Source organism: Veillonella sp., assembly GCF_018381775.1.
Classification (GTDB): Bacteria; Bacillota; Negativicutes; order Veillonellales; family Veillonellaceae; genus Veillonella.
Genome location: NZ_JAGZRH010000015.1, coordinates 23,175 through 38,797 on the forward strand (window position 1 = coordinate 23,175; position 15,623 = coordinate 38,797).

General features: G+C 39.1%; 17 protein-coding genes. 2 read left to right on the forward strand and 15 right to left on the reverse strand.

Going from position 1 to position 15,623, the window contains the following annotated elements; all coding sequences use genetic code 11:
* Window positions 1-139: 139 nt before the first annotated feature.
* The 7 genes from KH109_RS08865 to KH109_RS08895 form a co-directional block, all read right to left on the reverse strand.
* Window positions 140-1,288 (reverse strand): glycoside hydrolase family 3 protein, encoded by a 1,149-nt coding sequence (locus tag KH109_RS08865; protein ID WP_156719857.1) that lies wholly within the window; start codon window positions 1,286-1,288, stop codon window positions 140-142.
* A gap of 240 nt (window positions 1,289-1,528) precedes the next feature.
* Window positions 1,529-1,762 carry a (2Fe-2S)-binding protein gene (locus tag KH109_RS08870; RefSeq protein ID WP_024047871.1) on the reverse strand — a complete coding sequence of 78 codons (234 nt, stop codon included), beginning with the start codon at window positions 1,760-1,762 and terminating at the stop codon, window positions 1,529-1,531.
* Window positions 1,763-2,001: 239 nt separating this feature from the next.
* Entirely contained in the window at window positions 2,002-2,634 is a 633-nt protein-coding gene (locus KH109_RS08875) for a site-2 protease family protein (RefSeq protein ID WP_295206156.1), read from the reverse strand.
* A gap of 9 nt (window positions 2,635-2,643) precedes the next feature.
* A complete protein-coding gene (locus tag KH109_RS08880) occupies window positions 2,644-3,414 on the reverse strand; it encodes a carboxymuconolactone decarboxylase family protein (RefSeq protein ID WP_295218809.1) in 771 nt (256 codons plus the stop codon).
* An 88-nt stretch (window positions 3,415-3,502) separates the two neighbouring features.
* Window positions 3,503-3,901 (reverse strand): hypothetical protein, encoded by a 399-nt coding sequence (locus KH109_RS08885; protein WP_295218812.1) that lies wholly within the window; start codon window positions 3,899-3,901, stop codon window positions 3,503-3,505.
* A 161-nt stretch (window positions 3,902-4,062) separates the two neighbouring features.
* Window positions 4,063-4,581: a MarR family transcriptional regulator gene (locus KH109_RS08890; protein ID WP_295218815.1), complete on the reverse strand. Its 519-nt coding sequence runs from the start codon at window positions 4,579-4,581 to the stop codon at window positions 4,063-4,065.
* A gap of 217 nt (window positions 4,582-4,798) precedes the next feature.
* Window positions 4,799-5,227: a hypothetical protein gene (locus KH109_RS08895; RefSeq protein WP_295218818.1), complete on the reverse strand. Its 429-nt coding sequence runs from the start codon at window positions 5,225-5,227 to the stop codon at window positions 4,799-4,801.
* Window positions 5,228-5,526: 299 nt separating this feature from the next.
* On the opposite strand from KH109_RS08895, the gene KH109_RS08900 reads away from it, so the two are divergent.
* Window positions 5,527-6,117 (forward strand): nitroreductase, encoded by a 591-nt coding sequence (locus KH109_RS08900; RefSeq protein ID WP_287514664.1) that lies wholly within the window; start codon window positions 5,527-5,529, stop codon window positions 6,115-6,117.
* 188 nt (window positions 6,118-6,305) lie between these two features.
* Here KH109_RS08900 and KH109_RS08905 read toward each other — a convergent pair whose 3' ends face one another.
* On the reverse strand, window positions 6,306-8,243 hold the full coding sequence (locus KH109_RS08905) for a cation-translocating P-type ATPase (RefSeq protein WP_295218823.1): 1,938 nt from the start codon (window positions 8,241-8,243) through the stop codon (window positions 6,306-6,308).
* Between the two features lie 379 nt (window positions 8,244-8,622).
* On the opposite strand from KH109_RS08905, the gene pgtP reads away from it, so the two are divergent.
* Window positions 8,623-9,951: a phosphoglycerate transporter protein PgtP gene (pgtP, locus tag KH109_RS08910; RefSeq protein WP_363158880.1), complete on the forward strand. Its 1,329-nt coding sequence runs from the start codon at window positions 8,623-8,625 to the stop codon at window positions 9,949-9,951.
* A gap of 97 nt (window positions 9,952-10,048) precedes the next feature.
* On the opposite strand, the gene KH109_RS08915 is transcribed toward pgtP, so the two are convergent.
* From KH109_RS08915 to KH109_RS08945, 7 genes are all read right to left on the reverse strand, one after another.
* Window positions 10,049-10,822 carry a hypothetical protein gene (locus KH109_RS08915; protein WP_295218831.1) on the reverse strand — a complete coding sequence of 258 codons (774 nt, stop codon included), beginning with the start codon at window positions 10,820-10,822 and terminating at the stop codon, window positions 10,049-10,051.
* 550 nt (window positions 10,823-11,372) lie between these two features.
* Window positions 11,373-11,726, reverse strand: a complete 354-nt coding sequence (locus KH109_RS08920) for a Spx/MgsR family RNA polymerase-binding regulatory protein (RefSeq protein ID WP_295218836.1) — start codon at window positions 11,724-11,726, stop codon at window positions 11,373-11,375.
* Window positions 11,727-11,810: 84 nt separating this feature from the next.
* The gene (locus KH109_RS08925) at window positions 11,811-12,131 is read right to left on the reverse strand and encodes a HigA family addiction module antitoxin (protein ID WP_295218841.1); all 321 of its coding nucleotides are present in this window, start codon (window positions 12,129-12,131) and stop codon (window positions 11,811-11,813) included.
* A 16-nt stretch (window positions 12,132-12,147) separates the two neighbouring features.
* Window positions 12,148-12,432 (reverse strand): type II toxin-antitoxin system RelE/ParE family toxin, encoded by a 285-nt coding sequence (locus tag KH109_RS08930; protein WP_295218845.1) that lies wholly within the window; start codon window positions 12,430-12,432, stop codon window positions 12,148-12,150.
* 372 nt (window positions 12,433-12,804) lie between these two features.
* Window positions 12,805-13,521, reverse strand: coding sequence for a DUF554 domain-containing protein (locus KH109_RS08935; protein ID WP_295218848.1), 717 nt, complete (start codon window positions 13,519-13,521; stop codon window positions 12,805-12,807).
* A gap of 558 nt (window positions 13,522-14,079) precedes the next feature.
* A complete protein-coding gene (locus KH109_RS08940) occupies window positions 14,080-14,679 on the reverse strand; it encodes a DNA-3-methyladenine glycosylase I (RefSeq protein ID WP_295218852.1) in 600 nt (199 codons plus the stop codon).
* Window positions 14,679-15,122, reverse strand: coding sequence for a hypothetical protein (locus tag KH109_RS08945; RefSeq protein WP_105086083.1), 444 nt, complete (start codon window positions 15,120-15,122; stop codon window positions 14,679-14,681). The genes KH109_RS08940 and KH109_RS08945 overlap by 1 nt, the downstream gene beginning before the upstream one ends.
* Window positions 15,123-15,623: the final 501 nt, after the last annotated feature.

The window sequence follows — 15,623 nt, forward strand, 5'->3', positions numbered from 1 at the left end:
TTATTAAAATCCTTGAAGCTGTGTTATGTATACACTATATAATCATTGTAATATTTCGTTTTCTCATCAAGCGTAATAGGGAATCTAAAGACTTAAACGGCTTAGACATAAGTCCCTTCTACAAACAAAAACAAATCGCCTAAGAAATTTTGCTCATCTTCATAAGCAAGATCCGTTTCACAGATTCATCGAGGCGTTCTTTAGAGATACGACCATCCTTTACGGCTTTCATAAGACCATTATACGCCTCTTGCATGTGTTCGTACTCATGGCACACGAGCAAGATATCACTACCAGCCAAGATAGATTGAACCGCCATATCGCCGAAGGTGTAGTGTTTTGCAAGAGCGCCCATGTCCATATCGTCTGTTACGACAACGCCGTTATAGCCCATATCTTTGCGCAACCAGTCAGTAATAATCGCTTTAGAAAGACTAGATGGATGATCTGCATCGATTTGAGGATACATCGCGTGGGACACCATAATTGCATATGTATTCGGTTTAGACTGCTTAATGAGATCTACAAATACCTTCGTATCTTCATTCAACAAGGTCTCTTTAGACACTGGCACAACACTGGTATCCGCATGTAAGTCTACATCTGTTTTACCAATGCCTGGGAAATGCTTATAGGAATACCATAAACCAGCTTCATCATAGGCCTTACCTACAGCGCTGGCATACCGTACAACATCATCAGGATTTGTACTAAAGGAACGGCCATAGGTTAAGCCCAAGTCTGCTACAGGAGCAAAGTTAATGTTGAATCCCAAGTCCTTTAGTTCCGTACCAGACTGTTTTGCCAAGGATACCGCTTGTTCAATAGGTTCTTTACCTAATTCTTCTGCAGGAGGAACCTTGATGAGCTGATCCTCCATGCGTGCTACGGCACCACCTTCTTGGTCGATGCCGATGAACAATGGTGTTAAACCCGCACTTTTACCAGTTTTATTAATATCTGTAATGAGCGATTTCACTTGATCCTTGGACTCCATATTGCGGTCAAACAAGATGATACCGCCCACGCGATACTCATTGAGCATGAATTTAGCATCATCGTTCAAGGTCTTGCCATGGATGCCAATCATCAACAATTGGCCTACCTTGTCCGCGTCGGACATATTAGCTACTAATTTGTCCACCTTTTCCTCTGGTGAAAGCTCGCTCTGTGCCACAGATTCATAGGTTACAGGCTCCGCCTTAGAAGTAAATGGGTTATGTAAACCGCAACCCGTTGTAAGCGCTAATGCGCCAATCATCGTAGCCGCTACGATACGTCGAAACATATATACCTCCAAAATCTCTAAAAAGTATTATGTATAGTATATCAAATAATAAAGACAACCCCAACAACGCTAATATATAGAGTGCATCGGTAGCGCAAAAAAGACTATTACCCAAAACCTACGAATATATACCGTATTGGTTCCAAGTAATAGTCTTTATATAAGTTAAGGTTAAGGTCAAACTTACGCTTAAATTTTGCTTGTGCTTAAATTTTGCTTGTACTTAACTTTTGCTTAGTTTTAAATTTTACCTTGCTCTTTCATTTCTGCTAAAAGCTTTACGATGCGAGGGCCACAGCCTTTGCCACCGCAAGCGCCTGTGCCGGCACGAGTTGCTTCTTTTACTTCAGGAAATGTATGAGCACCATTCAAAATGGCTTCTTTAATCGTTTTACGTGTAATGCTACGGCAGGTACACACCTTTGTAAGCTTATCCAGAATTGCCTCTGGCACTTGGTTTTCTTCAAAATCCATATATATTCCTCTTCTATTCACTTGAATCTCTCTATACTAACTTATATACAGTGTCTATATACTTATAGTATTAAGTACTTCATTATATAGTATGTAGCACTGCTTTATATACGATATACTACAATACTAATATATCGAAAATTTACGATTTCTATCTCTAGTATATCATACTTATCGAATTATATCGATACTTTTTAATATAGTGAGGAAGATGGACTAAAGTCCTTACAGTATAGCACTTACAAAATAACGCTTACGATACGCTCAAACAACTGCAAAATAGTTTGTTGTAATGGAATGAAAATCTTACTAGCAATTGGTGTATTAAGTACTAAGATGAGCAAAATCAAACTTACAAAACTTAAACGTTCCAACGTAAATTGCCAGCTCCCAGGCAATAGACTTGTAATAATACGACTGCCATCTAGTGGTGGTATTGGCATCATATTAAGAATAGCAAAATTGATATTATATACGACAATCAATGTCAGTATTAATTCTAATGATTCATTCGTCAACAAGCCATAACTTTCAAGAAAACGAAGGGCTAAATACCCCAAAAAGGCCATCAACACATTAGATGCTGGTCCCGCAATAGAAACTAAAGTAGAATCCGTACGAGGATCACGGAAATTAGATGGATTAACCATTACTGGCTTAGCCCAACCAAATCCACCAACAAGGAAGGCTATAGAGCCAATTAAATCAAGATGTGCCACGGGATTCAATGTTAATCGCCCCATAGAGCGCGGCGTAGAATCACCGAGCATATCAGCTACCTTAGCATGAGCAAATTCATGTCCTGCAGCCGCGATGATAAGCGCTGGTATAGACGCTAAAATCATCGTTAAACTAATACCAGAAAATAACATAGAACTCCTTTATTGTTTAGCTTCCCATGCGGTGTAGCCGTCTTGAATGCAGCGAAGGGCATTCAAGGTGCGTGGATAGCCGATGTACGGCACGCATTGAGATGCGATGTTAATCAAATATTGTTTACTATTGCCTACGTTCAAGTTGCCTTCTACGTGAGCCTTTAATTGAGGTTCACATCCACCTTGAGCTGCCAGGAAACAGAAGGTAATCATTTCGCGATGAGCCACACTCAAGCCTTTGCGAGTGTAGTAGTCACCAAACATATTAGCAAGCCACTTATTAATGTGGCGTGTCTCTTCAGGACCTTCTTGGTAAGAATTACGGATAGACTCACCAAAGATTTCAACCTGTTTTTCTACGCCCTTTTCAAGGCGAGATTCACTAGTAATTGTACTACGAGACGGATCTACAACAGTTTCCCCGCGATAGTCAAAAATCTTATTTGTGACCTTAAAGAATGGACGCACACGACCTATGCCTAGATATGGCACAGCTTGATAAATAAGCTCGATTACTTCATCGGGAATCAAGCCAAAGTTAAGTGCTGCCGGTAGCATCAACGCATATTCATCAACAGCAGATGCCCCTACTAATGTAGCAAGGATAGCCAAGAATCGATCCTTGGCAGGCACATTACGACCCTCTTCGGTGATAACTTCATCAAATGCAAAATTATCAAATAAAACTTCAAACTCAGGGTCAATATAACCTGCAGGGGCCGCAATATCAGGGAACATGCGCTCCGTATAAGCTTGAGCAAATTCAGATTTAGACATAGGAAACCTCCATAAACAACACTGGTGAAAGCCCCAAGGAGCTTTCACCAGCAATAGTTATGTAATTATTACGGCTTGCGCCATCAAATTATAAAGCTGGGAAAGAGAAGTCAGTACCGTATACTTCTTTCCAAGCAGCCAAGAACATATTGTATTCATTAGAACCAGGAGTGATTTGGTATGCTTGACCATCTGGAGAGAAACGATATACAGTATGCAAGCTTGGATGAACAATATATTTGAACAATGTAGCTTCACCATATTGGTTGTTATGCATGTTAATTACATTAATACCGAATACATAGTTACGGCTACTATCGATACCACTGAATTGGGATGCTTTATCAAAGAAGTATGTTTCAGAACCATTTGCACTGTTTGGAACCTCTGGATAGTTAGCTAAACCATTCCAGTTTGCTGCATTAGCAACACCACCAACTAATAATGTACCGGCTAATACAAATGCGCCTAATAAATTTTTATTCATAATGCTCTCCTTTTTGCCTTTACGGCATCTCACGACAGGTCATACTTTCACATGACCTCAGTACAATACGTTATATGTATAGTATATCACATTTTATGAAAATATTAGATATATTAAATTACAGAATGTATGCATATGAGATCTTACTAGAGTACGCTACATTAGCGCTTAAGCTTCTCTGCTGTTCTAGCATTAGCGTTATCGATTGCTTCTAACAATTTGTTAAGCAACATACGCATTTGACGTGTTTCTTCAACATCAAAAATCGGGCCTGCAGCTTCAGACAAGCGACGTGGTATATGAACTGCTTCATCACGTAATGCTTTACCTGTATCAGTAAGAGTTACCATTACTACGCGTTCATCTTGGCGGCTGCGTTTACGCTTTAAGAATGCTTTTGCTTCTAATTTCTTTAAAAGTGGTGTTAATGTACCAGAATCAAGGCGCAATACTTGGCCTAATTCTTTAACAGACAAATCACCATATTGCCACAATGCCATCATTACGATGTATTGAGTATATGTCAAATTTAACGGATCTAAGTGACTGCGGTATGCATTAACAATCTCCTTCGCCACTACATAAAGTGGGAAGCTCAATTGATTTTCTAGTTTCATGTACTCATCATCAGGTACTTCTTCTTTATGTTTGTAACCTTCGAGTACGCCAATTTCCGCCATATTCTACCTCCATACGCACACAATAATCTTCAATTAATTGTACACAATTTTACAGTAAACAGTCAACGTAAAAACCCTACTTTGTTCATATTTTTTTTAATTTGTCAATTAATTAATATATTTTTTCTTTTTTATTAAAAAAATGAGTGCATCTATAGAATTTATGGGTAGAAATCACACCATGAAACTGTAAACCTATTAATAAAAATTTTTTATATTAGAATTCAATACCACATGCGGACATGGCTTCTTCAAGACGTTTAGCATGATCTACTTCTTCTGGAATAGAATGCTCAATTAATTCAGCAATTTTATGAGCGCCCTCTTCATTAGAATTGCGAACTTCATCAGCTAATTTCGCAAGGATAGTATCTGCAGACGCTTCAGCCTTGTAGAAATTAATGACCATCTTAATGAAGTCTTCCTTTGTAGCAGGACCTTCCCCTAATAAATGGCTATAAATTCCGCCATGTGCTGCATCTTCTGCAGCATTTTTATAGATTGCATCAGCAATTTCATCATAACCAAGTTCTTTAGCTAAAAAATACATCAAGAAATACTGATTTGCACCATTAAGCTCTGCATTCTTTAACATTTCAATAGTCTTTTCGAAGGATTTCCCTTTAGCGATACCATGTAAACTCATAATATTCTCCTTTTATATACTCAGCTGTTTAGATCTTAAATTGTAAGATGTATATGCATACAAATATGTCATGAAATAAAGGGTTAAAAATATAATTTTATACAATTATTATTGTAAGGTTTATATCTAATTTTGTCAATTTACTTAATATGATTACATAGTATATGCAAAGTGTATCTCTTTAGCATATCCCTTCTAGAGAGCTTTCTAAATCTCATTCTAAATTTCTTTCTAGATTTATGTTATGTAGTATAATAAAAGCAATTCTATATAAAGCGGATTAATAATAGGAGGACTATATGAACACCTTAGAATGTATCAAAACACGTCATAGTACGCGTAAATTTAAAGCTGATCAATTATCTCGAGAACTTATTGATCAAGTCCTCGATGCTGGCCGCCGTGCCCCATCTGGTGGTAATACACAATTGACACATTTTATGGTCATTACGAACCAAGATGTGCTCAAAGAGCTAGTAACACTCGTTCAAGAGGAATACGGCAAAATGCCGATTACAGAAAATACATTACCTTACATGGTGAATATCATTAAAATGTCCGCAGAAGGTAAGTTTGTATTTAACTATGGTGCACCGGCTCTCATCGTATTAGCAAGCCAAGCAAGCTATGCAAACAACTTTGCTGATGTGTCTTGTGCTATGCAAAATATGATGCTTGCTTGCAATGAACTCGACCTTGGCAGCTGCTGGGTAAACCAAATCCGTCACCTCCAAGACAATGAGCGCATCCAAGCTAAAATGCGTGAACTAGGCCTTAAAGAAGGTGAAAAAGTATATGCTAGCCTTGCATTTGGCTATCCAGACTTACCAAACGGTCTTAACCGCCGCGAAATCGAAGCAAAAGGCTATCCTGTAACCTATATTGATTAATTGAGACTATAAAATCAATATATTCACGTACGTATATAAATATATTCACAATTAATATATAACACAAAAGCGCTATCTATCCTACAGCTCTAATTGAGTGTCTATCGGAATAGATAGCGCTATTTTATTGATTATATTACATTTTAGCTCATGAAGCCTTATCAATCAAATCAGTAGATGAATTTTAATTACCCTTCAAATACACGTTTGCGTGCCGCTTTCACGAGTACGGAATGGTCATCCTCTACTACGTGATTAGATTTATAAGCCCAGCGTAAAAGTAATGCAGAGTTTGCTACTACGAGGAGGCTACCACCGTTATGAACGAGGGCACCCCAAACTGGGGATAATGTACCAATCATAGCCAAGATGATAGCTACGAAATTCAAAAGTAAGGAGAAGGAAAGATTAATTTTAATGGTAGTCATCATACGTTTAGACAATGCCACTAAGTGAGGAATTTCCTTCACATTATCGTTTACAAGAACGATATCTGCTGCTTCTACAGCAATGTCGCTGCCCACACCGCCCATGGCGATTCCTACATCAGACTTTTTAAGAGCTGGCGCATCGTTTACACCATCGCCTACCATGGCAACAATGTTGCCTTCTTGTTGCAATTGAGCCACAGTATCCATCTTGTCTTCTGGTAAGCAATCAGCGATAACATTAGGAATATTCGAGCGTTTACCAATGGTTTTAGCTGTTGTACCATGGTCACCTGTTAAAAGAACAGGCATGACATGAAGATCGTTCAAAGACTCTACTACGGCACGGCTTTCACGGCGAACACGGTCGGCCAAAGCCACATAACCTGCTAATACACCATCAACGGCAACATATACGATAGACGCACCACGGTTTAAATGTTCATAAACAGCATCTTTCACAGAATCAGAAATAGACACGTTAGACAAAATCATCATCGCTTCGTTACCAGCCAACACAGATTTAGCATCTACAGTGGCTTCCAAACCTTTACCAGGTACCATGTGGAAAGAGTTTACGGAATTGAAGCTTTCACCATGACGAGATGTAAAACCATTCACAATCGCCTTGCCCAATGGATGCTCGGATTTAGTCTCTACAGAGGCCACCAAGCGATACAATTCATCATTAGACATAGTACCCACTGTTTCAACGGCAGTCACCTCAGGCGTACCATAGGTCAACGTGCCTGTTTTATCAAAGGTCATTGTATCAACCTTTGCCAGCCGTTCCATAATGTTGCCACGGCGCACGAGGAAGCCATGTTGGCTAGCATTAGAAATAGCCGCCATAATTGCTGCTGGCGTAGCCAATACAAGAGCACAAGGACAGAATACAACGAGGATAGTTACGGCACGGATGATTTCGCCAGTCACCACATAGGTACCAACCGCTGCCAAGAGCGCAATCACAACAATCCATGTGGCCCAACGGTCAGCGAGGCTAACGATTTTCGCATTGCCTGGGTCTGTAGACTTAACGAGCTTAATCATTCGTTGAATAGAGCTGTCTTCGCCCTCTTTAGTAGCCGTCATATCGAAAGCGCCAAATTGGTTCACCGTACCAGAGAACACTTCATCGCCAATCGTTTTATCTACTGGCATAGACTCGCCAGTCATAACGGATTGGTCAATAGCCGTATCACCAGTCAAAATCGTGCCATCTACAGGGATTACCTCGCCTGGTAACACGCGGATCACATCGCCTACTGTTACAATATCTGCAGGCAACACCTCTTCCTTACCATGACGAACGATACGTGCTGTAGTAGGTGTCAATTTAACGAGACGTTCGATACCCGCTTGTGCTTTAGACACTGTGAACTCTTCTAGCATCGCACCGAGTTGCATGATGAAAGCAATTTCTGCGGCCGCAAATACTTCACCGATAGCTACCGCTGCGATAAGCGCCAAAGATACGAGAAGGTCCGCCTTTACGTCAAACTCTTCATACATGGCAACCGCTGCACCCCACACGATAGGCAACCCACACAATACAATTGTAAACCAAGCCCAATCGAATGGTAGACCTAAACGAATGCCTAATAAACTAAATACTACACCGATACCACCGGCTACTAATGTGATCTTTTCCCGATTTAAATCGAACCACTCTGCTACTTTGCTCCACCGTTCCATACGTACCTCCTGTGAAACCTCATATACCTATGGGGGTATACCCTATGATTATTTTATACCCCTATGGGTATATTGGTGTCAACAACAAAATATGTACAAATATTCATATATAACTCAAAACACAGATAAACACTGGATTTAATGACATTATATAATTCTTGCATTGGTCTATTACACAAACGCACGAGCAATCATTCATGTATCTAGATAATCAGATGGATTTTTAAATAGAAGATATTTTAATGTTCTACAACCTATGCGCTAAGCCCATAATGGTGCACTAAAATAGCAATTTATCATAATTAAAAATAAAACATAGTCGACTTTTAGTCATACATGGTATGATTACAATGGCATTTTGTAGAAAGGATGTGAGATGATGTCGATTTTCTCTCCAGCTCCTCATATTGAACGATTACCAGAGGGGCAAATCGATTCCACCTACAAACGTCTTCGCAAAGAAGTCTTTGCAGGTACTTTTATTGGTTATGCTACATTCTATTTGATCCGCCAAAACTTTAGTTTGGCTGTTCCGTACATGATTGCTGAGTACGGCTACACTAAAGCGGATCTTGGTATTGTCATGACCCTCTTATCCGTAGCGTACGGCATAAGTAAATTTGTCATGGGTAATGCGTCTGACCGCTCTAACCCAAAATACTTCTCCACAGTAGGTCTATTGCTCAGTGCTTTAGTTATGTTATTATTCGGCACCTTACCTGGTGTTTTAAGCAGTATTCCTATCATGTGCGTGCTCGCCTTCTTAAATGGTTGGTTCCAAGGTATGGGCTATCCTCCATATGCGAAAAATATGGTAACTTGGTTCTCCCGTTCTGAACGCGGTGCTTGGTGGTCTTGGTGGAACGTATCCCACAATCTTGGTGGCGGTATTATCGCACCTCTTGCTACGTTAGGTATCTATCTATTTGGTACATGGCATAGTATTTTCTTCTTCCCTGCTCTTATTTCTATCGTGTTGGCTGTGGTTACATTCTTCTTGTTGAAAGATACACCTCAATCCTGTGGCTTGCCACCTATCGAAGAATACAAGCACGAACCAGTAGCAGCTGAAGTAAGTGATGAAAACAAAACTACTTTCAAAGAAATCTTCTACAAATATATTTTGCATAACAAATACTTATGGTATCTTGCAATTGCGAATATCTTTGTATACTTCATCCGTTACGGCGTAGTAAGCTGGGCTCCTACCTATTTAACTGCTGTGAAAGGCTTTACAAAAGAAGGTTCCCGTTGGGCTTACTTCTTGTACGAATGGGCTGGTATTCCAGGCATGCTCGTAAGCGGCTATTTGAGTGACCGCGTATTCCGCGGCCGTCGTGCTCCAGCTACAATCTGCTTCATGCTATTCGTTATCTTGGCGATCCTTGTTTACTGGTTCAACCCAGCAGGCAACATCCTTATCGATAACTTAGCACTTATCGCTATTGGCTTCCTCATCTACGGTCCTGTTATGATGATTGGCCTTCAAGCAGCAGACATGGTACCACGTGTAGCAACAGGTGGCGCTACTGGTCTTACAGGCCTTCTTGGTTACCTCATCGGTTCCGCTGGTGCTGGTGCGTTCATGGGTCTCATGGTTGACCTTTATGGTTGGGATGGCGGCTTCGTAGCCCTCGTTGGTGCATGTATCCTCGCTATCGTATTCCTACTTCTCACACTTGGTGACAAATCCCAAGCAAAAGAATAATCTACAACTAGCTGTTGTATGAACGCAAAAAATCCCCTAGTAACACATGGTTACTAGGGGATTTTATTATGTCTAAAAATATATACTTCACTAAATTCTATGCTACACACAAAGAACTGTTAAGCACTTTCAAATTATACACGAGACCAAGTCGCGCCAAACCATGCAGTGCAACGGCCGTAACAGGATCGATGAAACCAAGTACACCAGCACCAATGATAGCAACGTGGAATACAATAGACACGATGAGTAGACCTAAATGAGACTGCTTTGTTACTTTTGAAAGCTCTGATACAGGAGATGCGTCATCCACAAGGGAGCCCATCATGAGCGCTACTAAAATAAGCTCCAAGGAACATGGGCATAGTACCAATAACAAGGTTACAGTATGTATGAAATCCTGTGTTAATGCAAAGGAACCCATAGACAATAACAACACGGCCACAACAATAACCGATGAGTAGTTGTTGATACCTTGACGCAATGCCACCAGTTGAGATGGCATCATAGGAAGCATATCATCATCTACAGTGTAATGTGACTCACCCGTAATAAGCTGCTCTAAGAAGAAACCAGCCTGTACGATAAGCCCCACATAGGCCGCCGTATGATAATCGCCAATGGAAATGAGCGCCACCATGGCCACTACAATGAGAAAATTAGCATGGATCTCTAAACGCTCCCAAATACTTTGAACACTGTTAATAAATAGTGGTAAACCACAAACTAGAACCGTTACCCACGCCAAATCTATAACGGGATTTAATGACTCTGTAATCACATCCAAAAGAATAAATACAACGCCTAATGCTAAAATAGCACCTTGTGTGAATAACGACACCTGCACTGATAAAGACTGTAAAAACTTCATATAGACCTCTCTATACACTAGAACCGGCCTTACTTACTCCGGAAATAAAACACAAAACAACACAATAATAATTCAAAACTCTTTATACCTTAAGCAATTTGAAACGATCTGTGCCTAAAGTAATTTAAAACACTTTGTACCTAAGGTAATTTAAAATGCTTTGCATCTAATATAATTTAAACTCTATGTACCCATAGGGGTATATCTACAATGTAAATATTATACAAAACATACAAACTATATACAAATTAATTTTTTCGATAAATAATAAAGAACTGCATTTCCATTACAGAATAGGAAAAGGATGTAAAAAGAACAGGTCCCTAAAAACGACTTAGCTCGCTTTCGCGGCTCTCCAATAGGTCTTAGTTGAAGATGCTAATTTCATATAAAAAGAAAAGCCCCTATCTCTAAAAATGACTTAATACTAAGAGGTATTAGTTGATAGCTCTTATTTCTTTATTAGATGTAGAAAGAACAGGTCCCTAAAAACGACTTAGCTCGCTTTGGAGGCTTTTAGGGACCTGTTCTTTCGGTTACTGATATGAAATTAGAGCTTCAACGCCTCAATCCATTCTGCTTCTTTAAAGCCAACGAGTACTTTGTCTTTAAGAACCAAGATAGGACGTTTTACAAGCATACCATTGGATGCTAATAAAGCTAGTTTTTCTTCTTCACTAAGGTTTGGCAATTTATCCTTCAATTGTTGTTCACGATAAATCATACCAGACGTATTAAAGAATGCTTTCAAATCTTTGCCAGATTGTGGATACCAAGCAGCAATTTCTTCTGCAGTAGGATTTTCAGCTTTAATATCACGATCTGTGTATTTAATATTATGATCATCTAAGAATTTCTTTGCTTTTTTGCATGTTGTGCATTTAGGATATTCAACGAATAACATAGCGTCTCCTTATAGTAATACATAATGTTATAACCACATATTTATAAATTAAGTGTACCAAATATATCGAAAATTATCAATATTTTATTGGCAGTCCACAGGTTCTAATGCTTTACAATGCTCAATAGATGCTAGCGCGTCATCCATACCTGTACTAAGTTTTGCAGTTCGTAAATCAACATCCATCTGCAAGCGTAAAAAATAACCTTCTGAAACGCCAAAATATTTTGCCAGACGCAAAGATGTATCTGCAGAAATAGACCGTGTACCATTCAGAATTTCTTGGATTCGTGAGACAGGCACATGTATATCCTTAGCTAATCTATACGCAGATAACCCTAAAGGCTCCATAAATTCTTCCTTCAATATTTCACTAATGGTAGGTGTAGGAATAAACTTTTCCACAAAAATCCCCTCGCTATCAATGATAATCAACAATTTCTACATCATAAAAGCTATTAATATCTTTTACTTTAAAACATAGTCTGTACTGGCTATTAATCCGCAAACTATACTGACCAAATCGATCTCCTTGGAGCAATTCCAATCGGTTCCCCGGTGGCCAACGTAAATCTTGTAATGATTCAGCATTATCAAGCATCATTAATTTACGTAGTGCTAAACGTTGTATAAACGGAGAAAATCGTTTAGAAAAGCTTTGGCAATAAACTTTTTCTGTTTCTTTATCCTTAAATCCGATAATCATAGAATCTCTCCTTTAATTATACCTGCTAAACAGGTATAATACAATAATATCTACCTGAATAACAGTCATATGGGAAATTAAAATTATTCTGCTATTAGTTTTGGTAAAAGATTTCTAGGTAATACCAGTCAAATCCTACTTTGGCAGTGACTCTATTGGTCACCTATTTCGGAACGTAAGGATCTATATCATTTAACTTAATTGAGTGGAGAAATATCATTAACTTGATTGAGTGGAGAAATATCATAAGTTATTTTATTACAAAATAATTTCAGAAAATAAAAAGACCTATATCCTCCACCTTCTCATGTACAAGGTACATATAAAGGTTTAGAGAATATAGGTTTCTTATAATGCTATTTATAGTACGATTTACAGCAAGAATGTTAAGCCCATGGCCACAAAGATGGCTGGCAATAGGTTAGCAATACGGATTTTACCAGGCCAGATGAGGTCAATACCGACACAGAAGATCAGAATAGATCCCACGTAGGACAGGTTATCGATAGCACTCGGCGTCATTAGAGGCGCAGCGATGTGAGCCATAGCTGTAATAATCCATTGGGTAATCCCCACAGGAATAAAGGAGAACAATGCGCCCTTGCCCATAGAGGACACCATAACCATAACGATGACGCCGTCGAGGATGCCTTTCAACAATAGCGTTTGATAGTTACCCGTCAAGCCGTCTTGAATAGAGCCTAGCACGCCCATGGCCCCCACGGTAAACGTAAGGGACGCTGTAATAAAAGCGTGCGTAAACTGCGAATCACCAGTGTTACCAGTTTTTGCTTTCACCCAGTCACCAAAAACAGTAATCCAACGGTTAAGGTCGATAAGCTCGCCAATTACAGCGCCTGCCACCATGCTAATAATCATGAGCATAGGCCCCGTCGTTTGCAGCGTGCCGTTCACGATAACGAGCATATACTGCATAGCGCCGCTCATCCCAAGGAGGAGTACGATAATGCCGCTCACCATCATGAGCGTCTGTTTCAAATTTTCTTTCATAAACCGACCAAATGCGAGGCCACACAAGCTACCGGCTATGATAAGGCCAATGTTAATGGCCGTGCCCAAACCAATCATATATTTCCCTTTCTAAATTGTGAAAGTAATTGCTTATTTCATCATCAGTATACCAACTACATCGATATAAATCAATTTATTATGATATACAATCGAATCATAAAGTATCGCTAACTTATAATACAAAGCTAAAATATAAGTAATATATAAGTAATACATAAGTAATACATTACAGAGTCGTAAAGGTATATATCCAAAAGCTTTTAATTATATGTATAACAGTCTAACATTCCGATATATAGCAAAAAGCCCCTATCCAGTAAAGGATAGAGGCTTTATGTCGTGTTTATAGCTTTGAGAGAGAAGTATATGAGAGACCCGCTTTGGAGAGAGAGAATATATGTGTTTGTATATAAAGCGGGCCGACATATGATGGAACGCTATCTTTCCATCAACTATAGTGTACACCTTAAAGTGCGGTTTAACACAAATTCAACTTTGTAAAATGAATCATGTATAAAAACTATTGTTAACTAATCATTATATGAATACGTTACAACAGACATTGAAAAACAAGTAAAGAAATATAACGCTAAATACAGAATAATAAGAACTATATTAATTTTCACCATCCACAGGTAGTCGGATAACATCTGCAGTTATATTGATTTCCTCAAAACAAGGGCAGTCTTTACCATGATCGTTGATAAGGCCACTAGCTTGGAGATGCGAATAAATGGTAACAGGTCCAACAAACTTGAAGCCCCGTTTCTTTAGGTCTTTGCTAATGCGTGTAGATAGACCATTCTTAGCGGGCACCTGCCCTTCAGGATGCTTGTCATAGATAATAGTCTTGTTATTTGTGAAAGCCCAAATATAATTGCAAAACGAACCAAATTCAGATTGAATACGCTTAAAAGCGGAAGCATTGTTTATAATTGCTTCAATTTTAGGACGAGACCTGAGCATCCCCTCAGTCTGCATAATCCTGTCGATGTCGCTTTCACCATAAGAAGAGACTGCCTCAATATCAAAGTTATCAAAGCAGCCTCGAATAATGTCGCGTTTATTTAAAATCGTAAGCCAGCTAAGGCCACATTGGAGGCTTTCAAGACAAAGATGTTCAAATTGAAGCCTATCATCATGAATAGGCCGCCCCCACTCATGATCGTGATAGGCCTGATACAAAGGAGTCGTAGGCCAATCGCAGGTCGCCATCACACACCTCCATGTGCCCACACGAGGACATCATACATGAGAGCCACTACGAGACCCATCACGAGATGACCGCCTACGTAGAGCGGGATTAGCAAATAGATAAATAACAATAGGGAATGTAAGGTTTTCCGTAACCATACAATCGGCGTAGATGTACCGCCGCCAACCTTGCCATCTAGCCAATTGTGAACGATGTAGATAGGCGTACCTAAACGATGAATCCAATTAGGAAGTCGCTTACCAGGGTTTAAGCTAGGGCAATATAAAATGACCAATGGTAACGCCACCGCATCAAGAATGAGCAGCATCGTTAAGGTCAAGGAGAACAAATCTATTTCGCCTTCCCACGTCACTGGATGTGCTATAAAGCGGAGGGCCCACAAATAGGCTTTATATACGATATACGGTTCTAATAGCCATAATAAGGGCTTTACTACACTCATGGGACTACCTACGCCAAACATAAAATAAGAAAACTACGCATTCGCGTAGTTGTTTTTGATACTATTATTATATCAGATTTTGGTCTTTTTGTGGGTTTAAAATTCATATAATTTTGTCAAAACATACAATTTATAGTAGTTCTCACTGAAGGAACCCACTATATAAGCTATCCCTCACTATCGACTCATATATACTAATTTTTCATCAAAATTATGAGTTATTTTGATAAATCTTTTAGAAAATACAGCATCCAATGTAATATAAAAACCAAAATAAAGAACTAAGAATTGGCATCAATACTATGTGGCATTTTATGCCCATACCTTATGTTATTATAAATACAGGTAGTAAATACCGTCTCACTTTCTACGTTAAACAACGGCAAAAAAGGCAGCCACATGTGATATGTACCCCCTTTACTGGACAACCAGTAAAGGGGGTATTTTCATGAGATATAGTTATGAATTTAAAAGAAAAGCAATTGAATTATTTAATCAAGG

Coding starts and splice junctions, on each gene's coding strand:
- KH109_RS08865 (WP_156719857.1), bottom strand. CDS start 1,288: ATGTTTCGACGTATCGTAGCGGCTACGATGATTGGCGCATTAGCGCTT.
- KH109_RS08870 (WP_024047871.1), bottom strand. CDS start 1,762: ATGGATTTTGAAGAAAACCAAGTGCCAGAGGCAATTCTGGATAAGCTT.
- KH109_RS08875 (WP_295206156.1), bottom strand. CDS start 2,634: ATGTTATTTTCTGGTATTAGTTTAACGATGATTTTAGCGTCTATACCA.
- KH109_RS08880 (WP_295218809.1), bottom strand. CDS start 3,414: ATGTCTAAATCTGAATTTGCTCAAGCTTATACGGAGCGCATGTTCCCT.
- KH109_RS08885 (WP_295218812.1), bottom strand. CDS start 3,901: ATGAATAAAAATTTATTAGGCGCATTTGTATTAGCCGGTACATTATTA.
- KH109_RS08890 (WP_295218815.1), bottom strand. CDS start 4,581: ATGGCGGAAATTGGCGTACTCGAAGGTTACAAACATAAAGAAGAAGTA.
- KH109_RS08895 (WP_295218818.1), bottom strand. CDS start 5,227: ATGAGTTTACATGGTATCGCTAAAGGGAAATCCTTCGAAAAGACTATT.
- KH109_RS08900 (WP_287514664.1), top strand. CDS start 5,527: ATGAACACCTTAGAATGTATCAAAACACGTCATAGTACGCGTAAATTT.
- KH109_RS08905 (WP_295218823.1), bottom strand. CDS start 8,243: ATGGAACGGTGGAGCAAAGTAGCAGAGTGGTTCGATTTAAATCGGGAA.
- pgtP (WP_363158880.1), top strand. CDS start 8,623: ATGTCGATTTTCTCTCCAGCTCCTCATATTGAACGATTACCAGAGGGG.
- KH109_RS08915 (WP_295218831.1), bottom strand. CDS start 10,822: ATGAAGTTTTTACAGTCTTTATCAGTGCAGGTGTCGTTATTCACACAA.
- KH109_RS08920 (WP_295218836.1), bottom strand. CDS start 11,726: ATGTTATTCGTTGAATATCCTAAATGCACAACATGCAAAAAAGCAAAG.
- KH109_RS08930 (WP_295218845.1), bottom strand. CDS start 12,432: ATGATTATCGGATTTAAGGATAAAGAAACAGAAAAAGTTTATTGCCAA.
- KH109_RS08935 (WP_295218848.1), bottom strand. CDS start 13,521: ATGATTGGTTTGGGCACGGCCATTAACATTGGCCTTATCATAGCCGGT.
- KH109_RS08940 (WP_295218852.1), bottom strand. CDS start 14,679: ATGGCGACCTGCGATTGGCCTACGACTCCTTTGTATCAGGCCTATCAC.
- KH109_RS08945 (WP_105086083.1), bottom strand. CDS start 15,122: ATGAGTGTAGTAAAGCCCTTATTATGGCTATTAGAACCGTATATCGTA.